Below are 19257 nucleotides of genomic sequence, written 5' to 3'. Positions count from 1 at the left end.
GATAATGCGAAATCGGCGGCGAAACGACCCAACTCGACCTTAAAAAAAGCGATGTTCAGCCCGAGTCGTTATCAATGTCGTCGGGGAGCATCCTCAGCCGGAGCCAACTGCGGGCGTAGGCCCAGTCGTTGTCGGCCGTCGAAGGTGAGACGCCCAGCGCTTCGGCGGCCTCGTCGAGCGTCATCCCGGCGAAGTAGCGGAGTTTGACGAGCTTCGCCTTGCGGGCGTCCTTGGCTTCCAGGGCCGTGAGAGCCTCGTCCAGGGCCAGCAGGTCGAGCGACGGCCCCTCGACGGCGGGCTCAACCGCGTCCAGGTCGACGCGGTGGAACTCGCCGCCGCGCTTGAGGCTGTCGTGCTTCCGCGCCTGCTCGACCATGATCCGACGCATGGCCTCGGCCGCGGCGGCGAAGAAGTGCCCACGCCCCTCCCAACCCGGATCGGCCGCGCCGATCAGCCGCAGATAGGCCTCATGCACCAGCGCCGTGGCCTGAAGCGTCTGTCCGGGCTTCTCGTGCGCGAACCTCTGCGCCGCGAGCCGGCGCAACTCGTCGTAAACCAGGGGCAGAAGGTCTCCGGCCGCTTGCGGATCACCCCGCTCAACGCCCGCGAGAATCTCCGTCACGTCGCCCATCTTCATCGGCCCCCGCCGTCGTCGGCTGTCGGCCTCTCCGGTCGCTTCGTCTCCATGGCGTCACGACTCCATGGCACGAGCGGCGATGTAGCAAAATACTCAAAAACAATCCGCGAAAGCACTGATTTCCTAAATATTTATAATTACTAATCTTATGACGGCCGATGAACATCGGAGAGATCGAAGTTCAGGGCCAAGCGTCAGGAGGAGACGGGTGCGACCACAACCTCTGATCTGCGTGAACGACGTGGAAGCGAGCAGCCTTTGGTACCAGCGGCTGCTCGGCTGCGAGAGCGCGCACGGCGGCCCGAACTACGAACGGCTCGTCACCGCCGACGGCCGGATGGTTCTGCAGCTTCACCGCTGGGACCGCGACGACCACCACGGCCCGATCGGCGACGTCGGAGTCGCCACTGGGAACGGCCTGCTGCTGTGGTTCGAGGTGGACGACTTCGACGAGGCCGTTGCGCGGGTGGAAGCGATGGGGGCCGAGGTGATTCTCTCACGCCACCGCAACCCGCCCGACGGCAACGGCGGCCCCAACCACTGGGAGATCTGGCTGCACGACCCCGATGGCTACAAGGTCGTTCTCGCCAGCCCCGACGGCACCGCCGACGGCGACTGGCGACCCTGACGTCATCGTCCGTGCGGCTTGAGTTGGGGAGAATTTGAGATGGAGCGGGCCGTCGAGTGGTTCCTGGCGATCACCTCGTTGGCCGTCGGCGTCTCGCACATCCTCCGAGCCGACGACTGGATCGAGGTTTACGCCCGACTCCATCGTGCGGGCCGACCGGGGGCGTTCGCCAACGCCGGTTTGAGCCTGGCGGCCGGGGCGGCGGTCGTGGCGGGGCATGGCGGCTGGGCGTGGCCCGGGGCGGTGCTCACGGCGTTGGGCTGGCTCATGATCCTGAAGGGCGCGATCGGCCTGCTGGCCCCGGATGCGGCCCTGCAATCCATGGCGCGCGGTCCGTCGCGGCCCGGATTCATCGTCGGAGGCTTGTTGCTGATGGCGATCGGGGCCTGGGCTGGATATTGCCTCTGGAGCGGGAGGACCGGCTGACTCGTATCTCTCAAATCCAGAGGCGACGGGACGGACGCGTCACAGGATGACGGCCCGTCGCACGTCGCATCGGCGCCTGCCGTGATTCGTCACTTCCCGCCGGAGAGCGGACGGACGGAGACTTCCTTGAAGAAAACCTTCGAGTTTTCGTCGTGGTTCTGGAGGCCGATGTAGCCCTTCTCGGCGCGGGGGCCGCGGCCCGGGTCGCCGGGGCCGGCCTTGGCCTTGGGTTCGGGCTTGAGGTCGCTGGAATCGAAGTCGGCGACGGGCGTGCCGTTGATCGCAGTGGAGACGCGGTTCCCCTTCAGCGTGATCTCCAGCGTGTTCCATTCCATGGGCTTGCCGGGCTGGGCGTGGGCCTCGGCGAAGGTGTAGACCGAGCCCGTGCCCCGGTTCGTCTTGCCGCCGTCGGCGATCTGGACCTCGAAGCCGTTGTGGACCGCGTACCAGGGCTCGGTTGGCTTCTCGGCGATCCGGACGTAGACGCCCGAGTTCGACTTCTCGGTCCCCGTTTTGTAGACGACGCGGATCACGCAGTCGCCCAGCTTCTCGCGCGAGTAGACCAGCAGGCCCATGCCGCCTTCGGTCTTCATCTCCCCGTTCTCGACCACGAACCGCCCCGGCCCGACGTGCTCCCAGCCGTCCAGATCCTTGCCGTCGAACAACGGCTTCCAGTCGGCCGACTGCGCGAAAGCCGTCGAACCCAGGGCCAGAGTCAGAGACACGATCGCGGCGACGTTCCATCCACGGCGAATCATTATGGGTGCTCCGCAAACATGAGGTCGGATTCAGATCGCTCCGAGCCTAACGCGCTCTCAGGAGACGATCAACGCACCGACTCTTCGCCGTTCGCTTCATCGGGCCCTCGAAGCGAATAACTCGTACTCCGGCCGCCGGCTGGGTCTTTCACCAGGACGCCTCCTCGGACGAGGTCGTTGATGTCGCGGTTGGCCGTGTCCTGCGAGCACTTGGCGAGGCTCGCCCATTTCGAGGAGGTGAGCTTGCCCTCGAAGCCGTCGAGGAGGCGATTCAGCACCTTGCGCTGGCGGTCGTTGAGTGACTCGCCGGCGAGAGCTTCCCAAAAGCGTGCCTTGGCCAGAACTTTCGCCAGGATCGTTTCGGAGGCCTCGATCGCCCTCCCCAGGCAGGCGAGGAACCAGGCGACCCAGGGGGTGACGTCGAGCCCTCCCTTCTGCGTCCGCTCCAGGATGCGGTAATACGCGTCGCGTTCCAGGCGGATCTGAGCAGACATGCTGTAGAAGCGCTGGGGACAGCCGTCTGATCGGGCGAGGGGCATGTCGGCCAGGGCGCGGGCGATCCGGCCGTTGCCGTCGTCGAAGGGATGGATCGTCACGAACCAGAGATGCGCCAGGGCCGCCTTCAGCACGAGATCCACGCCGGAGCGGCCGTTGAACCAATCGAGGAATCTCGACGTCTCCACCTCGAGTCGGTCCGCGGAGGGGGCCTCGTAATGGACGCGTTCCCGCCCGATCGGCCCCGACACCACCTGCATGGGCCCCGAAGCATCGTCTCGCCAGGCCCCGACCCGGATCGTATGCAAGCCGCTGCGTCCCGTGGGGAACATCGCTGCGTGCCAGCCGAAGAGTCGATCCCTGGTTAGCGGTCGGTCGGCGAACTGGACGGCGTCGAGCATCATCTCGACCACCCCTTCCACGTCCCGATCGGCGGGCGTCAGCGTCCCGACCTCGATCCCGAGACGGCGCGCCAGTGACGACCGGACCTGTTCGCGATCCAGGATCGCCCCCTCGATCTCGCTCGTCTTGACGACGTCCTCCGTCAACGTCGCGAGCGTCGCCTCCTCGCGCAGCCGAAAGCCGAGCGCCTCCATCCGGCCGATCAACCGCCCCTGACGATGCCGCACCTCGCCCAGGACGCCCGCTAGGGCCTCGCCGTCCCACCGAAAAGCAGGCCAGTCGGATTGTTCGTGAATATACACTTTAATCTCCGCACGACCTGCGGAGATTATACCTCCTATTCTCCGCAACGGCCAGGACGATCGTGGATCACATCGCCATCGACGGCCGTTGCGAGGCTCCGCCGCGGAGGTTTGGCGGGATGCGGAAGGGGTAGGAGCCGACGGGCGGGCGCGGCATCGGTTGCATGGTCGCGCCAGGGCGGTTGATCAGGGGGCCCCCCCCCATCCCAACCGGGGTCATGCCCGAGACTCCAAGAGGGCGTAACGAGCCGAGGCCGACGGGGGCGCCGAGGCTGGTCGCGCCGGGCATTGTGGACATGACAGGCGAGGACGGCGACATGGCTCTCGGTCCGGAAGGCATCACGCCGAGGCCGCCGCCGGGTCCGGATCGAAACGGGACGAACGCCCCCCCGCCCGAGGGGAGATAGCCCCCTTCGAGCCCCTGGCCTCGCGCGACAGTCGATCCGACGACGATCGCCATGACAAAAATGACGGATGCCACCCGATTCCACATTCCATCAGTTGCTTTCATGAAAACAACCTTGATCACTTAGGAGGCTCCTGGAACGGCCCCGGCGTCGACGGCGGCGGAGCCGGTGACAGAGCCTCTGGCGCGGGCGGCTCTTCGTTCAGGCGGCATCCCACGGCGCGTTCGAGACGGGCCAGGCTCTTGCCGAGTTCGGCCTCCACCTGGGCGACTTGCAACTCCACTTGCAGGCGTTCACGCCAGGCCGAAAGGAGGGTCAGATAGTCGACACCCGGCTTGTCGGCCTGGTATTCGGAGCGGGTCAGGTCGAAGACCTTCTGCGAGGCCGGCAAGTTCACCCGACGCAGTAGGCCCAGTACGTTCTGCTGGGCGCGGGCGGAGGCGAGGGCGTCCTTGACCTCGCGGTGGGCCTGGTCGCGCTCGGCCTCGTAGAGCATGGCGTCGGCCCCCGCGCGGGCGATCGCCTCGTTGACGCCGGCCTGGATCCGCTTGTGGTAGATCGGGATGTTGAAGCCCACGAACATGCCGATATTGGGCATCCCCATGGCGGTCGACACGGCCGCGTTGGTGCGCTCCATGTCCTGGTAGATCCCGCCCAGGGTGAAGTCCGGATAGAACTTCTTGCGGGCCAGTTCGACGGCTCTCTCGTCGCGGGCGACGGCGGCGAGTCGGCCGTGAAGCTCGGGGCGGCTGGCCGTGGCGATCTGCACCAGACGTTCCAACTCCGCCGGAACCGTCTGCGAAGGCGAGTCGGCGCCGGACTCCAAATTCGTCCCCGGATCGATGTGCAGCAGCCGAGCGACGTCGTTGCGGGCCTGCTGGAGCGTCGACGCGGTGATCGCGATCTCACGGTCGACGTCCGCCACGGCGACCTCGGCCCGCAGCACGTCGGCCTGGGCCGCGGAGGCCGTCTGGTAGCGGACCTTGGCCACTTCGAGGAAGTCTTCCGAGAGCTTGCGGTTCTCGCGCAAGAGCGTTAGCGCCCGCTCGTTGAACCGAACGTCGTGGTAGGCCGACTTCACCCCGGCGACGACATCCAGCTGAGCGGCGGCCAGCTCGAAGAGGGCGACCTTCACGTCCTCGGCCGCCGCCGCGCCGCGGAGCCGCAACGTGCCGAACCAGGGGAACTGCTGGGCCAGCAGTCCGGAGTACGGCATGTAGCCCATCAAGGTGTACTGAGGGGCGACCGACGGGATCGGGAAGATCGAGTTCGACGCCACCGGGTCGTCCAGCGACGTCACCTGCGGCAGCCGATGCTCCAGCGCCTGGACGTTGAACCGCGCCGCACGGACCGTCGGGTTGTTCTCCAGGGCGAGCACGATCCAGGCGTCGAGCACGGGGGTGGACGAGCCCGAAGGGATCGCCGTGGTCGCCTCGGCGGGGCTCGACGTGCGCTTGACGCTCGTATCCGCCAGCCTCCCCGCGCGGGCTCGCTCGCGATCGCGCTCCGGGGACGTCGCCACCGTCGCGCAGCCGCCGACGGCCATCATCGCCGCCGCAACCATCGCCCGCCTGGCCCGTCGCGCCATGCTTCCCGGCTCCCCGGTCGGGCCGCAGCCCTGGTCCCCAGCACCTCCCTGCGCCGGTCCTCCGGGTAGGGTTATCGACCGCGGACGGCCTGGTGCTTTGGGCGGAATGCGGGTGGCCGGTGAAACGGGCGTCAAGCCTTCCGAACAGCCGCGGCCCGGCGGGACCGCTCACGAATCCAGGCCGTCAGCGGCCACGGCAGGATCAAAAGGCCGGCGAGGAACTAAACGGATTAAGATGGCTTGCCGATTCCTCGTAGGCCATTCTCGCATGCAGCCCCAATGCTCAACTCCTCCCCCGCCAGTATCCCGGTCGTCGGCGCGTATGAGCCACGGCCACGAAGTAGATGCGATCGGGGAGAACCTGATAGACCAAGCTGAAAGGATATCGACGGACCATCGCGAGACGATGCAGGTCGTCGTAGAGGGGGAACAATGTGGGATTGGAGATGATGAGGTCGATCGTGCGATCAAACTCGACCTCAAAGCGATCCGCCGCCTGGCTGCTCCGCCCTTGATATCAAGCGAAGGCGGCTTCGTATTGGGCTTGGGCCTCCGGGTGGAACCAGACCTCACCCACCCGAAGACTCCCGAGCCCGCCGTTTGACTTCCGTCCATGAAACCGGCTTCACGGCACCTGTTGCCAATTCCGCCGATCGCCGCTGAATTTCCTCTCGCCAGGATTCGTCCAGGGATGGCTGGTCTGAAGAATCGACCGAATCAAGGAGAGCTTCGATTAGATCAGGGCGATCGACGTCCGACAGGGCGAGTGCGGCGGCCAGAATTTCCTCGACGGCCAGAGCCATGAAAGTTCCTCCATCGAGTCAATGGAGCAGCAGCCTACTCCCCACGGAAATAGCTCACCCCGCCCGGTTGGACTGGTTCGCCCGGCGCATCCGCTTGCGGGCCTTGGCGAGGATCGGGCCGACGGAGTTCTCGGAGATGCCGAGTTGCTTGCCGATCTGGCGGTAGTTCATGTACTTGAGGTGGTACAGGCGGACGACCTCGGCCTCCTTCTCGGGGAGGTCGTCGAGGATCCGCTCCACTTCCTCGGCGGTGGCGATGGCCTCGGCCTCGCCGGAGAGATCGCCGACGGTCTCGCGATGGGCATTGGCGTGACCGAGTTCCGCCTCGCGCTGGCGACGGATCATCTCGCGGACGCAAATCCGGCGGGCGATGACGGTCAGGTAGGTGGGGAGGGAGCTGAGCCCCTTGTAGCGGCGGAGGACGTCGTAATCGTCGTCGACGACCGCCAGCAGCACCTCGGCGGCGATGTCCTCGGTGTCGGCCTCGGTGAGCAGCCGGCTCCGCGAGTGCGCGACGTGGTGGATCACGTGGTAGATCAGGCCGAGGTAGCGATCGACGAAATCGTTCCAGGCGCCTGGCTCCTTCCCCAGGCACCGATCGATCAGCTTTCGGTCAAGGTCGCTCAGGGGCACGGGGAGACCTCCTCGGAAGGGAGAAGAAGGCCCTCGATGGGTGAGACCAGAGGCGCACGCCCAAAGTCAAAGCCGAGTTGGGAATTGGTACAATTGTACCACAACCGGCCCCGTCGGCAATCCGCCGACTGGCGGGTTTTGGCGACGACCTTGCCGGTCCCGACGGCTACGCCTCCAGTCGTTCCAACCATGCTTCCGTGGTGAGAACCTCGCTCAGGAACTGCTGTTGCGCGCAAAGGATGGAACGCTGCAACTCCTCGGCTGTGACGCGCCCCGCCGCGTTCTCCAGGTCGAGCGTCCCGGTGGCGTCGCTCAGGAACTCCGACTTGAACCCCAGGTGCGCGGCCTGTCTGGCTGTGGTGTCGCAACACATGTGGGTCATGTAGCCGGCGATCGTAACGGTGTCGACGCCCTTCCGTCTCAGCCATTCTTCCAACTCGGTGTTCGTGAAGCTTCCCGGGAGGGTCTTGGCGACCAGCAGGTCATGCGACCGGCCGGCGACTTCGGGATGCAGTTCCCATTCCGAAGTCCCCTTGCGGAAGATCGGCCCCGCCTCCATCTCATGCTGGATCACGACGACGGGCAGCTTTCCCTCGGCCGCGTCCATCACCTTCAGGATGCGTTCCAGATGCCCGACCGGGTGGGTAATGGGAAGCTTCCCGGTGAAATACTCGTTCTGGACGTCGATCACGAGGAGGGCGCGTGACATGGTCGTGACGGCTCCGGGACGGGAGAGAGTGCCAAACGTCGCGCCGGTCGCGACGACGACATTGTAACGCCCCTTCGGCCTTGGCCTCGTCCCCCGGACGAAACATCGTCGGTCGGGTCAAGCGAGACCGCGCGGCGAACGATGCTGACAGGAGACCGCCAGACGACGGCGAGACGAACCCGATTCCCGACGTCAGCGTTCGTAGGTGCGGGGGGTGATCAGGTCGGCCGCGCCGGCGGTTCGAGAGGTCGATCCCGGAGTGACGGCGCCGATTGGATCTTCCAGCACGGGGAGGAGCAGGGAGCCGCTCGACGTCGGGGCGACCGTCCGCGGGGCGTTGCGACGCGAGGCCGGACGGGTGTTGGATCGGGGGGCGGTTTCGATGTTCGGGTCGGCGTCGGGCGACTGGAGCCGGGCCCCCTTGATCTCAAGCCCAACCGGGGGGCCGAGGGTCACGTCGGCGTCGACCGGCTGCGAGCGTCGGCGCGACGGAGTCCGTTCGGGCGGCGGGATCGTCTCGCGGATCGTCGTTTCCCCGTCGCGGCCCGCGCCGGCGTCGCCTCGGGGACGCGTTCGGGCCATCTCGGCGATGTCCACCGCCTGATAGCCGCTGATCGTGGGAGGGACGAACGAGGCCATGACGGTCGGGTTGAACGGAGGGCTGTTGACCGCCACGGGATTCATCCGGCTGGCGTTCATGGTGATGTCCAGCTTCAATCCCTCGCGCTTCCAGTCCAGGCTGAAGCTGTCGGGGAGGTGGCAGGCGACCGGCGACGCCGGAGCGTTGGAGCCGGCCGCGGCTTCATCCTTGAGTTCCAGCTCCTGGTATTTCCCGATCCGAGCCTGGCCGATCAGGGTCTTGCCGTCGCGGTCGTAAACTCGGTACTCAACCAGCCGGTTGGACGCCTCGTCGACGACCATCTCGCGGAGGTAGGCCGAGGCCGGGTCGCTGGACGGGGGGAACTTCAGCAGGGTCGTACCCGGACGCTCGCCGGGGAGGATCCGCGCCGAGGCCGCCTCGTCTCGAGTGATCGGCTTCAAGCCCATCGCCGTCATGATCCAGTCAGGCTGGAAGGTCGCCGGCAGGTCGCTCTTGCCCAGATCGCTGTAGGCGCAGCGGAAGATCTGCTTTTCCGGGTTGTCCTTGAGCCAGAACCAGAACTCCTTCTCGTTCGAGCCGATGTCGGCCAGGTCGGTCGTCATCTTGCTCTCGACGAGGAGCTTGAAGTCGTAGGGCTGAACGACCAGCAGCCGGCCGCTGAGTCCGGCGGACTTCGGATCGCCGCCGTTAGGATCGGCGGCGGTCAGGTAGATCGACGGCCGGGCCTTGACGTTCTTGACGAGCCGGGCGTTCAGGTTGTGCTCGCGGACGAAATCGTCGATCCGGAATGAGGTCACGGGATCGGACGGGGGCGGGGCGGTGCGTTTGGAAGGCGCGGGGCCGGCCGTCCGGCAGCCGGCGGCCGCCAGGCAGGCCGAGATCGCGAGCAGCATCCGGAATGCGGCCTTGGCCTTCATGAAGCCCGACTTTCCTCGTCTGCCCGGCCGATCGCAAGCGCTCGACCGGGACGACCTCGGGGAACGAAGCGGAGAATTCCGTAAGAGGTGGAGTCGCGATGGGGGCCGCACCTTAACCCAGGCGAACGCCCCGTACAAGGGCGATCCAGGAGTTTGGGGCGACTCGATCGGCGATTCCGCAACCCTCCACTTCATCCCCTATCGGTCGTCGGCTCGCTCAACTTGCGAGGAAGCGTTCCAGGGCGTCGAACCCCTTCTCCAGGGTCGCCAGGTCGGTCGCGAACGACATCCGAGCGTAACCCTCGGCACCGAAGGCCGAGCCCATGACGAGCGCCACATTGGCCTGGCTCAGCGCGGCGAGGCAGAACGACGTCGAGTCGACGACCTTCTTGCCCCCAAGCGTGCGGCCGAAATGCGAGGCCACGTTCATGAACGCATAGAAGGCGCCCCCCGGCGGCAGGCACGAGACGCCTGGGAGCTTCTCGACCCGGCTCAGGACGTACTCGCGGCGTCGGGTGAACTGGGCCTTCATCTCGCGGACTGAGTCCTGCGGGCCGGTGATCGCCTCCAGAGCGGCGTACTGGCTGACGGAGCAGGGGTTGCTGGTCTCCTGGCTCTGAAGGTCGGCGATGAACTTGGAGACGGCCGCCGGCGCGACGCTCCAGCCGATCCGCCAGCCGGTCATGGCGTACGTCTTGCTGACCCCCGAGATCGTGATCGTCCGCGCCGGGAGGTCGGGATGGAGGCTGGCGAAACAGGTCGGCTGGGCGTCGCCGTAGGTGAGCTGCTCGTAGATCTCGTCGGAGAGGACGCCGACGTTCGTCGTGAGGACGGCCTTCGCCAGGGCGTCCAGCTCAGAACGTTCGTAGACCACGCCGGTCGGGTTGGACGGGCTGTTGATCATCAACAGCTTGGTCCGAGGCGTGACGGCCGAGAGAAACTGCTCCGGCGTCATCTTGAATCCGGCCGATTCGGGGGCCTGGACGACGACGGGCTTCGCGCCGGTCAACTTGACCAGGTCGGAATAGCTGACCCAGTAGGGCGAGGGAATCACCACCTCGTCGCCAGGGCCGCAGACGGCCATCAAGGCGTTGTGGATGGCGTGCTTGGCCCCATTGGAGACAACCACCTGCGCCGGGTCGGTCTTCACGCCGTGCTGGTCCGTGTAAACCTTGGCGACGGCCTCGCGCAGTTCGGGGACGCCGGCGGGAGGAGTGTAGTGGGTCTTGCCGTCGCGGATGGCGCGGAGGGCGGCCTCCTGGATGTTGGTCGGCGTGTCGAAGTCGGGCTCGCCCAGGGCGAAGTCCAGAACCTCGATCCCCTGGGCCTTGAGTTTCCGCGCCTCAGCGCCCATCGCCAGGGTCGCCGAAGGCTCGATCAGTCCCGCCCGTTCCGCCAAAGAGAGAGGCATTCTCAGACCTTTCGCATTCACAATAAAGAAAGAGGACGTCGACCACTCACTCCGCCGCGTGACCGTCGCAAGCGGGGCGACTCGAACCCGAGCCGCGACGCCCGCCCCGATCGCCTGTCCCGCACCCCGGGCGATGGTCGATCCCTTCAAGACGACTATGTCGTTCCACGGGTTCGTCGGCAAGTCGTCCCGTTTCGGTCTTCTCCCCTCCAAGCAATCGCCGGGGATGTCGCCTGGAACCGATTTCTCGGTGTATATTCTCCAGTCGCACGCATTTTCCCTAGATTGTTAAGGCGATTTGCAAGCCTTGGACGGACGTGATAAGATGATCTAGCAAGGCAAGCCGTGCCGACGGCGATCGTTTGGGATTGGGTTGAGACTGTCGGAGGTTCTGGTTTCGACGGTTGTCTTTTTTGATGTCGGCGCGTCAGTAGATGGGTTCGGCGTCGTATGTGTAAGGCAGGAGGGTCGGCTGGAGCCGGCGACTGCCGCGGCGAAAAAGGGTTTCGACGCGGCAAAAGAGGATGAAGGAGTCAGGACGGTCGGGGCGGGAATCCCACACTGCGAGTTCGTCGGGCACCGGGTGAGGGTGGGGACTATGCACCGCGTGGTGATCACTGGAATCGGCATCGTCGCGCCCAACGGAATCGGCTGTCGCGCCTTTGGCGAGGCGATCGCCGAGGGGCGTTCGGGCGTCGGCTACATCGAGAGTTTCGATACAACGGGACTGCCGATCAAAATCGCCGGCGAGGTCAAGAACTTCGATGTCTCGCCGTATCTTGGCCCGCACAAGAAGAACGGCAAGCTGATGAGCCGGGCCATGCGCTTCGCCGTGGGCGCGGCGGCGATGGCCGTGGAGGACTCGGGGATCGACGCGGGCAAGCTCGACCCCACGCGCTTCGGCGTCTGCATGGGGACGGGGATCACCCCCGTGGACGTCGGCGAGTTGGTGGGGCCGATCCGCGACGGCCTGGGCGAGGACGGCCGGTTCGACATGGGCCGGTTCGCGCAGTCTCGGTCGGAGTCGATCTTCCCGCTCTGGCTGCTGCAGCACCTGCCCAATATGGCGGCCGCCCACATTTCGATCCTCCATCACGCGATGGGGCCGAACAACACGATCGTCACCGCCTGCGCCGCCGGCACCCAGGCCGTGGGCGACGCCTTCCGGCTGATCTCTCGCGGCGACGCCGACGTGATGCTCGCCGGCGGTTGCGACAGCCGGCTCGACCCGCAGCTCCTCGTGGCCTACTCGGCGATGAAGGCCGTCAGCACGTCGGTCCGGCCGCCGATCGAGGTCTCGCGTCCGTTCGACGCCGACCGCGACGGCTTCGTGCTGGGCGAGGGCTCGGCCGTCCTCTTCCTGGAGAGCTACCGTCGGGCGAAGCGTCGCGGGGCGAGGATCTACGCTGAGATCACCGGCTACGGCTCCTCGTTCGACGCCTTCGGCATCACTCGGCCCGAGCCTGAAGGCAAGGGCGCGGCTCTGTCGATGTCCTCGGCGCTCCGCGAAGCGCGGCTCGACGCCAGCGAGGTCGACTACATCAACGCTCACGGCACGAGCACCCGGCTGAACGACCTGATGGAGACCGTGGCGGTCAAGCGGGTCTTCGGCCACCGGGCGCCGTCGATCCCGATGAGCAGCCAGAAGTCGATGATCGGCCACCTGATCGGAGCGTCGGGCGCCGTCGAGGCCGCTGCGACCGCGATGGCCCTGGAGCGCGGGGTCGTCCCGCCCACGATCAACCTGGCCACCCCCGACCCGGACTGCGACCTCGACTACGTCCCCAACACCGCCCGCGAGATGCCCCTCCGCACCGCCATATCCAACAGCTTCGGCTTCGGCGGCCAGAACGCCAGCCTGGTCCTGGAGCGGGTTTGACCCCCTAGGCTTCTTGCCTGTCGCCCCGCCGTGGAGGCTCGTGGTACGATTCGCCACGGTTTGGGCGGAAGGTCTCCCGGGAGCGCTCTCGCGAAAGCGGCTCGTTCCAACGAGCCGGGAGGCCCGGTGTCATGCTCCTGGGATTTATGGCTGCGGTCGGACCTATGGAGGTGTTGGTTTTACACCTCCTCATCCTTTGGCCGGTCTGTCGGATCTGCTCCCGAGCAGGATTCCACTGGGCCCTGGGCCTCATGGCCTTGGTCCCCGGGCTCCTTTTCGTCCTGCTGCTAGTGCTCGCCTTCGCCGAGTGGCCTGCGCTCCGTCGCGGCAAGAGCGAGACCGACGGGCTCGATTGACGTAGCTTCCCAGGAGCCGATCTCGGTCTTGTCGAGTCGGAGTATCTCCTAATGAAGATCGCCGAGTCCGTCACGTTTCCGGTGTCTGCAGTGGCGCCCGCCGGGACGTTGCTCCCTGAGGTCCCGTACAAGCAGGCCGTTGAGACGCTGCTGACGCCGGTCCCTCCAGAGGACGACGACTGGGACGATGAGGATGATCTGGAGGACGATGACCCCGAGGAGGAGGAGGCGGCGGTCGTCGAGGAAGTCGTCGAATCAAGGACTGCCAAGTGGTTCGAACGGATCGTCCCGCAGACGCCTCCGTCGAGGCCCGTCGAAGCCTGTGCGCGTTATCACGGCCGTTTGGTCGCCAACCTGGCGTTCCATCCGGTCGTCGCCGCCGTTCACTATGCCTTTCATGATCACCGCCCGCTCAGGATTGGGCCGGACGCCGTCTGGCTGATGGTGATCCAGGCGGTCGCAAATCACGTCAACGCCCACCCTGAGGAACTTCGCGGGCGATTCGTCCAACACGACGGCCGGGCCAGCATCGTCGTCCGACGCGATGACTTCGTGAAGGGGTCGCCGGAGAATCCCTGGCCCGAGGTCTTCGGTGCTTTCTCGACGGCGATCCGAGACCACGTCGGCCCCGTCGTCGACCAGTTCACGCCCTCGTTCTCGACCACGGGGCCGGTCGAGCGGGCCGCCGCCGAGGTCGTCTTGCTCGCCGCGATGCAGTCGTATTTCCAGTACAGCTTTGATTCCTTCTGCGGCATTCCCACGATCACCCTGGAAGGGACGACGGCGGATTGGGAAGCCCTCGCCGAACGGGTCGAGTCGTTCGAGGAATTCGGCCTTGCGAGATGGATTGCGCTGCTGCAGCCCATCCTCGGGCAGTTTGTGCGGGCCTCGCGAGGCGACGTCGACGCTCGCTTCTGGCGATCGATCTACAAACTCGAATCCGAGAGCGGCGGCCCTTACGTCACGGGTTGGATCACCGCCTTCTTCCCCTACCTCACGAACCCCGAGACAGGGCGTGCCGATGCACCGTTTGAGGAGCTGATTGACGGCGATGACCTGATCATGAGGGTGCTCAAGCTTCCCGGCCAGGCGGATGATGGGGACGAGTGGGTGGACGGCCCGACGTTCGACCAGCTTCCCGGCGGCCTGTCCATAGCCCCCTTCTTGTGGAAGTGTCTTGGCCGGGAATACTCGATGGAGTTTCTGGGCGGCTTCGTGGGCGTGTCGCAGGATGCGGAGACATTTGCCCTTCGCCCCGAGATCGGCTGGGCCGTGCGCGAGGCCGAGTAACCGGACGCCGGACGGCTCACGCCTTGAAGTCCCGCGCGAACTGTTCGCGGACGGCTCGGCTCGCATTCTTCAGCGATGCGGCCAGGCGGTCGACGAGCTTCGGGTCGTGCTTGTGGATCTTCAGGGCGTTGAGCGCGGCCTTGGCAGTGGGCTCGAAGTCGTCGGCGGCGAGTTCGAGCAGGGCGTCGAGCGCGGCCGAGGCTCGCAGCATGGCGACGGAGATCAGGATCGTCTCGCGAAGCGGCGTTGAGCCGCCGACGTGGAACCGCTCCAGCAGGGGGCCGAGCGCCTGGGGGAGCCGCGCGTTCCCCATCGCCAGTGCGGCGGCCTCGGCGGATGCCTCGACGGGGGAGTTGAGGAACCCCCGAACGAACGGCAGATACTCCTCGGCCGAGACCGTCAGCAGGGCGCGGAGGACTTCCGAGACCACCTCGGGCTCCTTGTCGCCCAGGTGGGCCTTGAGCCGAAGCGCCAGCGCGGCGGCCTCCGAGCCGATCGCGCCGAGGCAACTCGCCGCCGTGCAGCGGACGTCGCGGGCGGGGTCGACCAGCGCGTCGACGAGCAGGGTGGACAGGCCCGTCGGGTTGATCCGGGTCAGTGAGACCATCGCGGCCGAACGGAGCGGCGGGGCGGTGTCCTCGGTCCCTCCCCAGACGGGCTCGGGCTGGATGTGCCGCGCGGCCTTCTCGAAGACCTCCGCGCGTTCGTGCTCCAGCTTTTCCAGGGCCTGGACGGCGGCGATCTTGGCGCGACAGTTCTTGTCGTCCTTGACCGGATCGACCATGAAGCGGTCGAAGGCCTTCTCCAGGTCGGGCGCGGTCTCGGCGAGCCGCCATGCGCCGGCGACGTCGGCCGCGGCGGCGACGACGAAGTTGGAGCGGTCGCCGATCGCCTTGCGGACGCTCGCGGCGTCCCCCGGATTGGGTCCGTCCTGATCGCGGAGCTTCCGCAGCGCCGCCAGCTTGTCGTCGAACGTCGATCGTTTCGCCATCCGGTTCACCCCGCCTTGCGGCCCGATGTGCGGTCGCGAAACGCCTTGGGCGACTCGAACGGCGGCGGACCGACGCGGCGGGCCGCCGCGCGGACCTTGGCGGCCTCGGCGGGGAAGCCCTCGTCACGGAAGCGGTCGACCGTCGATTCGGCCATGTGGTTCTCCACCGAGAGCACCGAGAAGTTCCGGCCGTCCACGAAAAGGTATCCGAGCGTCCGGCCGTACTGGTCGGGTCTTGCGGCTCGCACAAGTTCCAGCCGGCCGGCGCCCAGGATGGTCCGGCGGGCGAACGCCTTGGATTCCTCGCCGTACTCCTGCTCCTTGTGGTCCGGATAACGGGCGTTGGCGACCTCAGGGGCGTCGATCCCCAGAATGCGGACGCGTTCGGCGGGGGCGTTCGCCCACTTGATCCGGATCGTGTCGCCGTCGTCGACCCAGACGGTGCGGGGGTCGACCTCCACTCGGACGAGAGCGGGTCGATGGTCGGGGCCCTTCCTCGGCGCGGCGGGTCGAGACCACTCGCGATAGGCCAGGCAAGCCAGAGCGACGAGCGCCAGGAGGAGCCGGAGCCGGAACCACCACCGCCGTCGCGAAGACCGGTGGTATCGGTACGGTGTCGGCTCGTCAGGCCACATCGGGAGTGCCCCCTGGGACGCGGTTCACATCCAGACGCTGCGGTCGAGGGAACGGTAGCCGACGGCCTCGGCAATGTGTTGAGGCTGGATCTCGTCGGCCCCTTCCAGGTCGGCGATCGTCCGCGAGACCCGCAGCACCTTGTCGTGGGCGCGGGCGGAGAGGCCGAGTTCCTCCATGGCTGCCTTGAGGATGCTCATCGCCTCGGCCTTCAGCTTGCAGTGCTTGCGAAGCTGCCGGGGCGTCATTCGGCCGTTGACCAGCGTCCCCTCGTCCTTGAAGCGATGCGCCTGGCGGTCGCGGGCCTCCAGGACCTTCTCGCGGATCTGGGCCGAGGTCTCCCCCGGCGGCATCTCGGCGAGCTGAGTGAACGGCACCGCGGGGACCTCGACGTGCAGGTCGATGCGGTCGAGCAGCGGACCGGAGATCCTCCCCAGGTATTTCTCCACCTGTGGCGGCGAACAGGAGCAGGCGCGGCGGGGGTCGCTTCGATATCCGCACGGACATGGATTCATGGCCGCGACCAGGATGAAGTCGGCCGGGAACATGGCCGAGTTCATCGCCCGGCTGATGGTCACGCGGCCCTCTTCCAGAGGTTGGCGGAGGACTTCCAGCGTCTTGCGGTTGAACTCCGGCATCTCGTCGAGGAACAAAACCCCTTTGTGGGCCATCGAGATCTGCCCCGGCTGCGGCGGGTTGCCGCCGCCGACGAGCCCGGCGTCGCTCACCGAGTGGTGGGGAGTACAGAACGGCCGGACCGCCATCAGCGCCTGGCCCGGCGCGAGCTTCCCCATGGCGCTGTAGATGCGGGTCGTCTCCAGGCTTTCGGACGGCGTCAGCGGCGGCAGGATCGTCGGCAGCCGCCGGGCGAGCAGCGTCTTGCCCGTTCCCGGCGGCCCGATCATCAGGCAATTATGATTGCCCGACGCCGAGATCAGGAGGGCTCGCTTGGCGTAGTCCTGCCCCTTGACGTCGACGAAGTCCTCGTCCATGTGCGAACAGCGGGAGAAGACCTCGTCGAGGTCCACCGACTCGGGGTCCATATCGAGCTGGCCCGACAGGAAGCCGACCGCCTCCGCCAGGCTGCCGACGGGGTAGACGTCGATCCCCTCAACGACCGCCGCCTCCGCCGCATTCGCCCGGGGGACCAGCACGCCCTCGCGACCCTCGGCGGCGGCCTTGAGGACCATCGAGAGGACCCCTTTGATCGGCCGCGTCTCGCCCGTCAGGGCCAACTCGCCGATCACCGCGAAGTTCCCCGGCCGATCCAGCGAGATCTGACCGCTCGCCGCCAGCATCCCCAGCGCGATCGGTAGGTCGAAGCCCCCCGCGTCCTTCTTCAAATCCGCCGGGGCGAGATTGATGACGATCCGATCCTGAGGGCGCTGATATCCCGAATTGACCAGCGCCCGCTCGACCCGGTGAGTGCTCTCCCGAACCGCCACCTCGGCCAGACCGACGAGGATCGTCTTCGGCATGTTCGTGAAGGCGGCGTCGACCTCCACCTCGACCGGGAAGGCGTCGATCCCAACAAGCGTATAGGAGAACAACTTGGCGAGCATGGCAGCAGCGGTCGCCTCCGGCCTCGGGTCGGCCGGCGACTCCGCTCGGCCAACTGTACACCTATCAGTATAGGACCATGACGCGATGTTTCGAAGGCGTGGATAAGAATCGAGATAGCATGGGCGAATTCCGGGAGAAACTGTTTTTTCTGTTTGGACTGTTGAATTGATAGGGCGGGACGGATACAAGTCGATTGACGCTCTCTGAAGTATTAGTCAAGATCATCAGCGAGAATGCGATTTCGCTTCTGAGCAGCATTCATTGCATCGAATCGTGCGAGTTTGGATTTTGACGAGGCGCTCTTGGCGAGTTGCACGCCGATTGTGCGCACGTCTTTGAAAGGTCATCTGATGTTGTTCGCCAAGGGATCATCACGTCGTCATTGGACGCTCGGGTTTCTGGTCGCCAGTGCAGTCGCGTTGAGCGGCGGTTGCGACAACACCGCTGAGGATCCGGAGAAGTTCCCGCCTGCCGATACATCGCAGGCAGTGAAGAGCAGCGACGCTCCGCTCGCCACGAACAAGGACGTCGACCCGGCCGTCGCGGGCGTCAAGGCTCAGAACAACAAGTCCGACGCCTTGCCCAAGAAGCGGGTCTTTTTGCCTTGAGAGAGGTCGGACGCCTTGCCTACCGTTCGCACCGGCCGAGCATGCTAGAGCAGCCGTCGGACGATTGATCGGGAATCGTTCTTATTCCCCGTATTTCCTGGTTAGGAGCTGATTTGTGAAGAGTCGTCGCGGATTCACCCTGATCGAACTGCTGGTGGTGATCGCCATCATCGCCGTCCTCATCGCCCTCCTCCTGCCGGCGGTCCAGGCCGCCCGCGAAGCCGCCCGACGCAGCCAGTGCGTCAACAATCTGAAGCAGATCGGGTTGGCGATCCATAATTACATCTCGGCCAACGATACGGCGCCGTTCATCGGCCTCCGGCCCTACGCCCCGCCGATGTCGTCGGACAAGGTCCGGATCCTGCCTTTCATCGAACAGCAGACGCTCGCGAACTCCTACAACTTCATGATCTACGACCGGGGCGGCCCCGCGGGGACCGACGCCATGAACGCCACGGTCTGGTCGACCAAGGTCAACGGGTACCTGTGCCCTTCAGATCCTTTCCCGGCCAACACCACATACACCACCGGCGACAACCGAGTGTGGCAGATCGGCGTCGGCAACTACATGATGTGCGCCGGGCCGAATCGCCAGAACAACCCGGGTGCGAAGGTGAACGGCTTCGGCGGTTACCTCAACGGCACGCCGCAGACGGGTGGCTCGCAGCCCTACGGCGATCCGATCACCCTGGCCTCGATCCTCGACGGCACCAGCAACACGATCGCTTACAGCGAGACCATCAAGGGTCGCGCCGGTGCGAACATCGCCGGACGCAACCTTTGCTACCAGCTCTCGACCGGGACCACGATCAACGGCGGGTTCCAGCAGGACTTCAACGCTTGCAACGCGTCTAACGCCGCCTTGTGGGATTACAAGGGCGAATACTGGGTCAACCAGACCGCCGGCCGCGGCGGCGCGTTCTACACCGTCATGCCCCCCAACGGCAAGTCGTGCATGCTCTCCGGCGGCAACGCCCAGGGCTACACCGAGAACTTCATCACCGCCAGCTCGTTCCACTCGGGCGGCGTGAACGTCTGCATGGCCGACGCCTCCGTCCGGTTCATCAAGGACAGCATCAGCCTTCCGACGTGGATCGCCCTGGGCTCGATCAGCCTGGGCGAAGTCATCAGCGCTGACAGCTATTGATTTCGGCCCCGCCGAACGAAGATCGCAGTCTCTTCAGCCTCGCCCACCTTCTTGCGTGGGCGAGGCTTTCTTT

Annotated in this window: 19 protein-coding genes and 1 pseudogene; 7 read left to right on the top strand and 13 right to left on the bottom strand. The window is 66.1% G+C overall.

Annotation, left to right across the window (positions count from 1 at the left end; genetic code table 11):
- Positions 1-55 precede the first annotated feature (55 nt).
- Positions 56-631: a sigma-70 family RNA polymerase sigma factor gene (locus tag G5C50_RS08495; RefSeq protein WP_165067991.1), complete on the bottom strand. Its 576-nt coding sequence runs from the start codon at positions 629-631 to the stop codon at positions 56-58.
- A gap of 214 nt (positions 632-845) precedes the next feature.
- On the opposite strand from G5C50_RS08495, the gene G5C50_RS08490 reads away from it, so the two are divergent.
- Positions 846-1265 (top strand): VOC family protein, encoded by a 420-nt coding sequence (locus G5C50_RS08490; protein ID WP_206107620.1) that lies wholly within the window; start codon positions 846-848, stop codon positions 1263-1265.
- A gap of 39 nt (positions 1266-1304) precedes the next feature.
- Positions 1305-1691 (top strand): hypothetical protein, encoded by a 387-nt coding sequence (locus G5C50_RS08485; protein ID WP_165067741.1) that lies wholly within the window; start codon positions 1305-1307, stop codon positions 1689-1691.
- An 89-nt stretch (positions 1692-1780) separates the two neighbouring features.
- Here G5C50_RS08485 and G5C50_RS08480 read toward each other — a convergent pair whose 3' ends face one another.
- From G5C50_RS08480 to G5C50_RS08440, 9 genes and pseudogenes are all read right to left on the bottom strand, one after another.
- Complete coding sequence (locus tag G5C50_RS08480) at positions 1781-2449, bottom strand: 3-keto-disaccharide hydrolase (protein WP_165067740.1); 669 nt, start codon at positions 2447-2449, stop codon at positions 1781-1783.
- Between the two features lie 68 nt (positions 2450-2517).
- A complete protein-coding gene (locus G5C50_RS08475; RefSeq protein WP_165067738.1) occupies positions 2518-3648 on the bottom strand; it encodes a Fic family protein in 1131 nt (376 codons plus the stop codon).
- A gap of 525 nt (positions 3649-4173) precedes the next feature.
- Positions 4174-5643, bottom strand: coding sequence for a TolC family protein (locus G5C50_RS08470; protein ID WP_165067735.1), 1470 nt, complete (start codon positions 5641-5643; stop codon positions 4174-4176).
- 283 nt (positions 5644-5926) lie between these two features.
- Positions 5927-6139, bottom strand: a pseudogene (locus tag G5C50_RS33175) (type II toxin-antitoxin system RelE/ParE family toxin); the annotation flags it as partial.
- A gap of 73 nt (positions 6140-6212) precedes the next feature.
- Positions 6213-6446 (bottom strand): addiction module protein, encoded by a 234-nt coding sequence (locus G5C50_RS08460; protein ID WP_165067733.1) that lies wholly within the window; start codon positions 6444-6446, stop codon positions 6213-6215.
- A 54-nt stretch (positions 6447-6500) separates the two neighbouring features.
- Positions 6501-7079 carry an RNA polymerase sigma factor gene (locus G5C50_RS08455; RefSeq protein ID WP_165067730.1) on the bottom strand — a complete coding sequence of 193 codons (579 nt, stop codon included), beginning with the start codon at positions 7077-7079 and terminating at the stop codon, positions 6501-6503.
- 166 nt (positions 7080-7245) lie between these two features.
- Complete coding sequence (locus G5C50_RS08450; protein ID WP_165067728.1) at positions 7246-7788, bottom strand: cysteine hydrolase family protein; 543 nt, start codon at positions 7786-7788, stop codon at positions 7246-7248.
- 192 nt (positions 7789-7980) lie between these two features.
- A complete protein-coding gene (locus G5C50_RS08445; RefSeq protein WP_165067726.1) occupies positions 7981-9306 on the bottom strand; it encodes a hypothetical protein in 1326 nt (441 codons plus the stop codon).
- 217 nt (positions 9307-9523) lie between these two features.
- Entirely contained in the window at positions 9524-10717 is a 1194-nt protein-coding gene (locus G5C50_RS08440) for a pyridoxal phosphate-dependent aminotransferase (RefSeq protein ID WP_165067723.1), read from the bottom strand.
- A 598-nt stretch (positions 10718-11315) separates the two neighbouring features.
- Here G5C50_RS08440 and G5C50_RS08435 point away from each other — a divergent pair.
- The 3 genes from G5C50_RS08435 (at position 11316) to G5C50_RS08425 (ending at position 14242) form a co-directional block, all read left to right on the top strand.
- Positions 11316-12596, top strand: coding sequence for a beta-ketoacyl-[acyl-carrier-protein] synthase family protein (locus G5C50_RS08435; RefSeq protein WP_165067722.1), 1281 nt, complete (start codon positions 11316-11318; stop codon positions 12594-12596).
- A 131-nt stretch (positions 12597-12727) separates the two neighbouring features.
- Positions 12728-12952 (top strand): hypothetical protein, encoded by a 225-nt coding sequence (locus G5C50_RS08430; RefSeq protein ID WP_165067719.1) that lies wholly within the window; start codon positions 12728-12730, stop codon positions 12950-12952.
- Positions 12953-13003: 51 nt separating this feature from the next.
- A complete protein-coding gene (locus G5C50_RS08425; RefSeq protein ID WP_165067717.1) occupies positions 13004-14242 on the top strand; it encodes a DUF4419 domain-containing protein in 1239 nt (412 codons plus the stop codon).
- 16 nt (positions 14243-14258) lie between these two features.
- Here G5C50_RS08425 and G5C50_RS08420 read toward each other — a convergent pair whose 3' ends face one another.
- The 3 genes from G5C50_RS08420 to G5C50_RS08410 are packed head-to-tail and all read right to left on the bottom strand — an operon-like array spanning position 14259 to position 17428.
- On the bottom strand, positions 14259-15233 hold the full coding sequence (locus G5C50_RS08420) for a HEAT repeat domain-containing protein (RefSeq protein WP_165067715.1): 975 nt from the start codon (positions 15231-15233) through the stop codon (positions 14259-14261).
- A 5-nt stretch (positions 15234-15238) separates the two neighbouring features.
- Positions 15239-15868, bottom strand: coding sequence for a thermonuclease family protein (locus G5C50_RS08415; RefSeq protein ID WP_165067712.1), 630 nt, complete (start codon positions 15866-15868; stop codon positions 15239-15241).
- A gap of 24 nt (positions 15869-15892) precedes the next feature.
- A complete protein-coding gene (locus G5C50_RS08410) occupies positions 15893-17428 on the bottom strand; it encodes a YifB family Mg chelatase-like AAA ATPase (RefSeq protein ID WP_165067710.1) in 1536 nt (511 codons plus the stop codon).
- 282 nt (positions 17429-17710) lie between these two features.
- Between G5C50_RS08410 and G5C50_RS08405 the strand changes: the two genes are divergently transcribed.
- Positions 17711-18037, top strand: a complete 327-nt coding sequence (locus G5C50_RS08405; RefSeq protein WP_165067708.1) for a hypothetical protein — start codon at positions 17711-17713, stop codon at positions 18035-18037.
- Between the two features lie 115 nt (positions 18038-18152).
- On the top strand, positions 18153-19184 hold the full coding sequence (locus tag G5C50_RS08400) for a DUF1559 domain-containing protein (protein WP_165067705.1): 1032 nt from the start codon (positions 18153-18155) through the stop codon (positions 19182-19184).
- Positions 19185-19257 lie beyond the last annotated feature (73 nt).

This window comes from Paludisphaera rhizosphaerae, from assembly GCF_011065895.1.
In the GTDB taxonomy this organism is placed as follows: Bacteria; Planctomycetota; Planctomycetia; order Isosphaerales; family Isosphaeraceae; genus Paludisphaera; species Paludisphaera rhizosphaerae.
The sequence above is the reverse complement of the archived record's forward strand: the minus strand, read 5'-3'. Positions and strand labels throughout refer to the sequence as shown.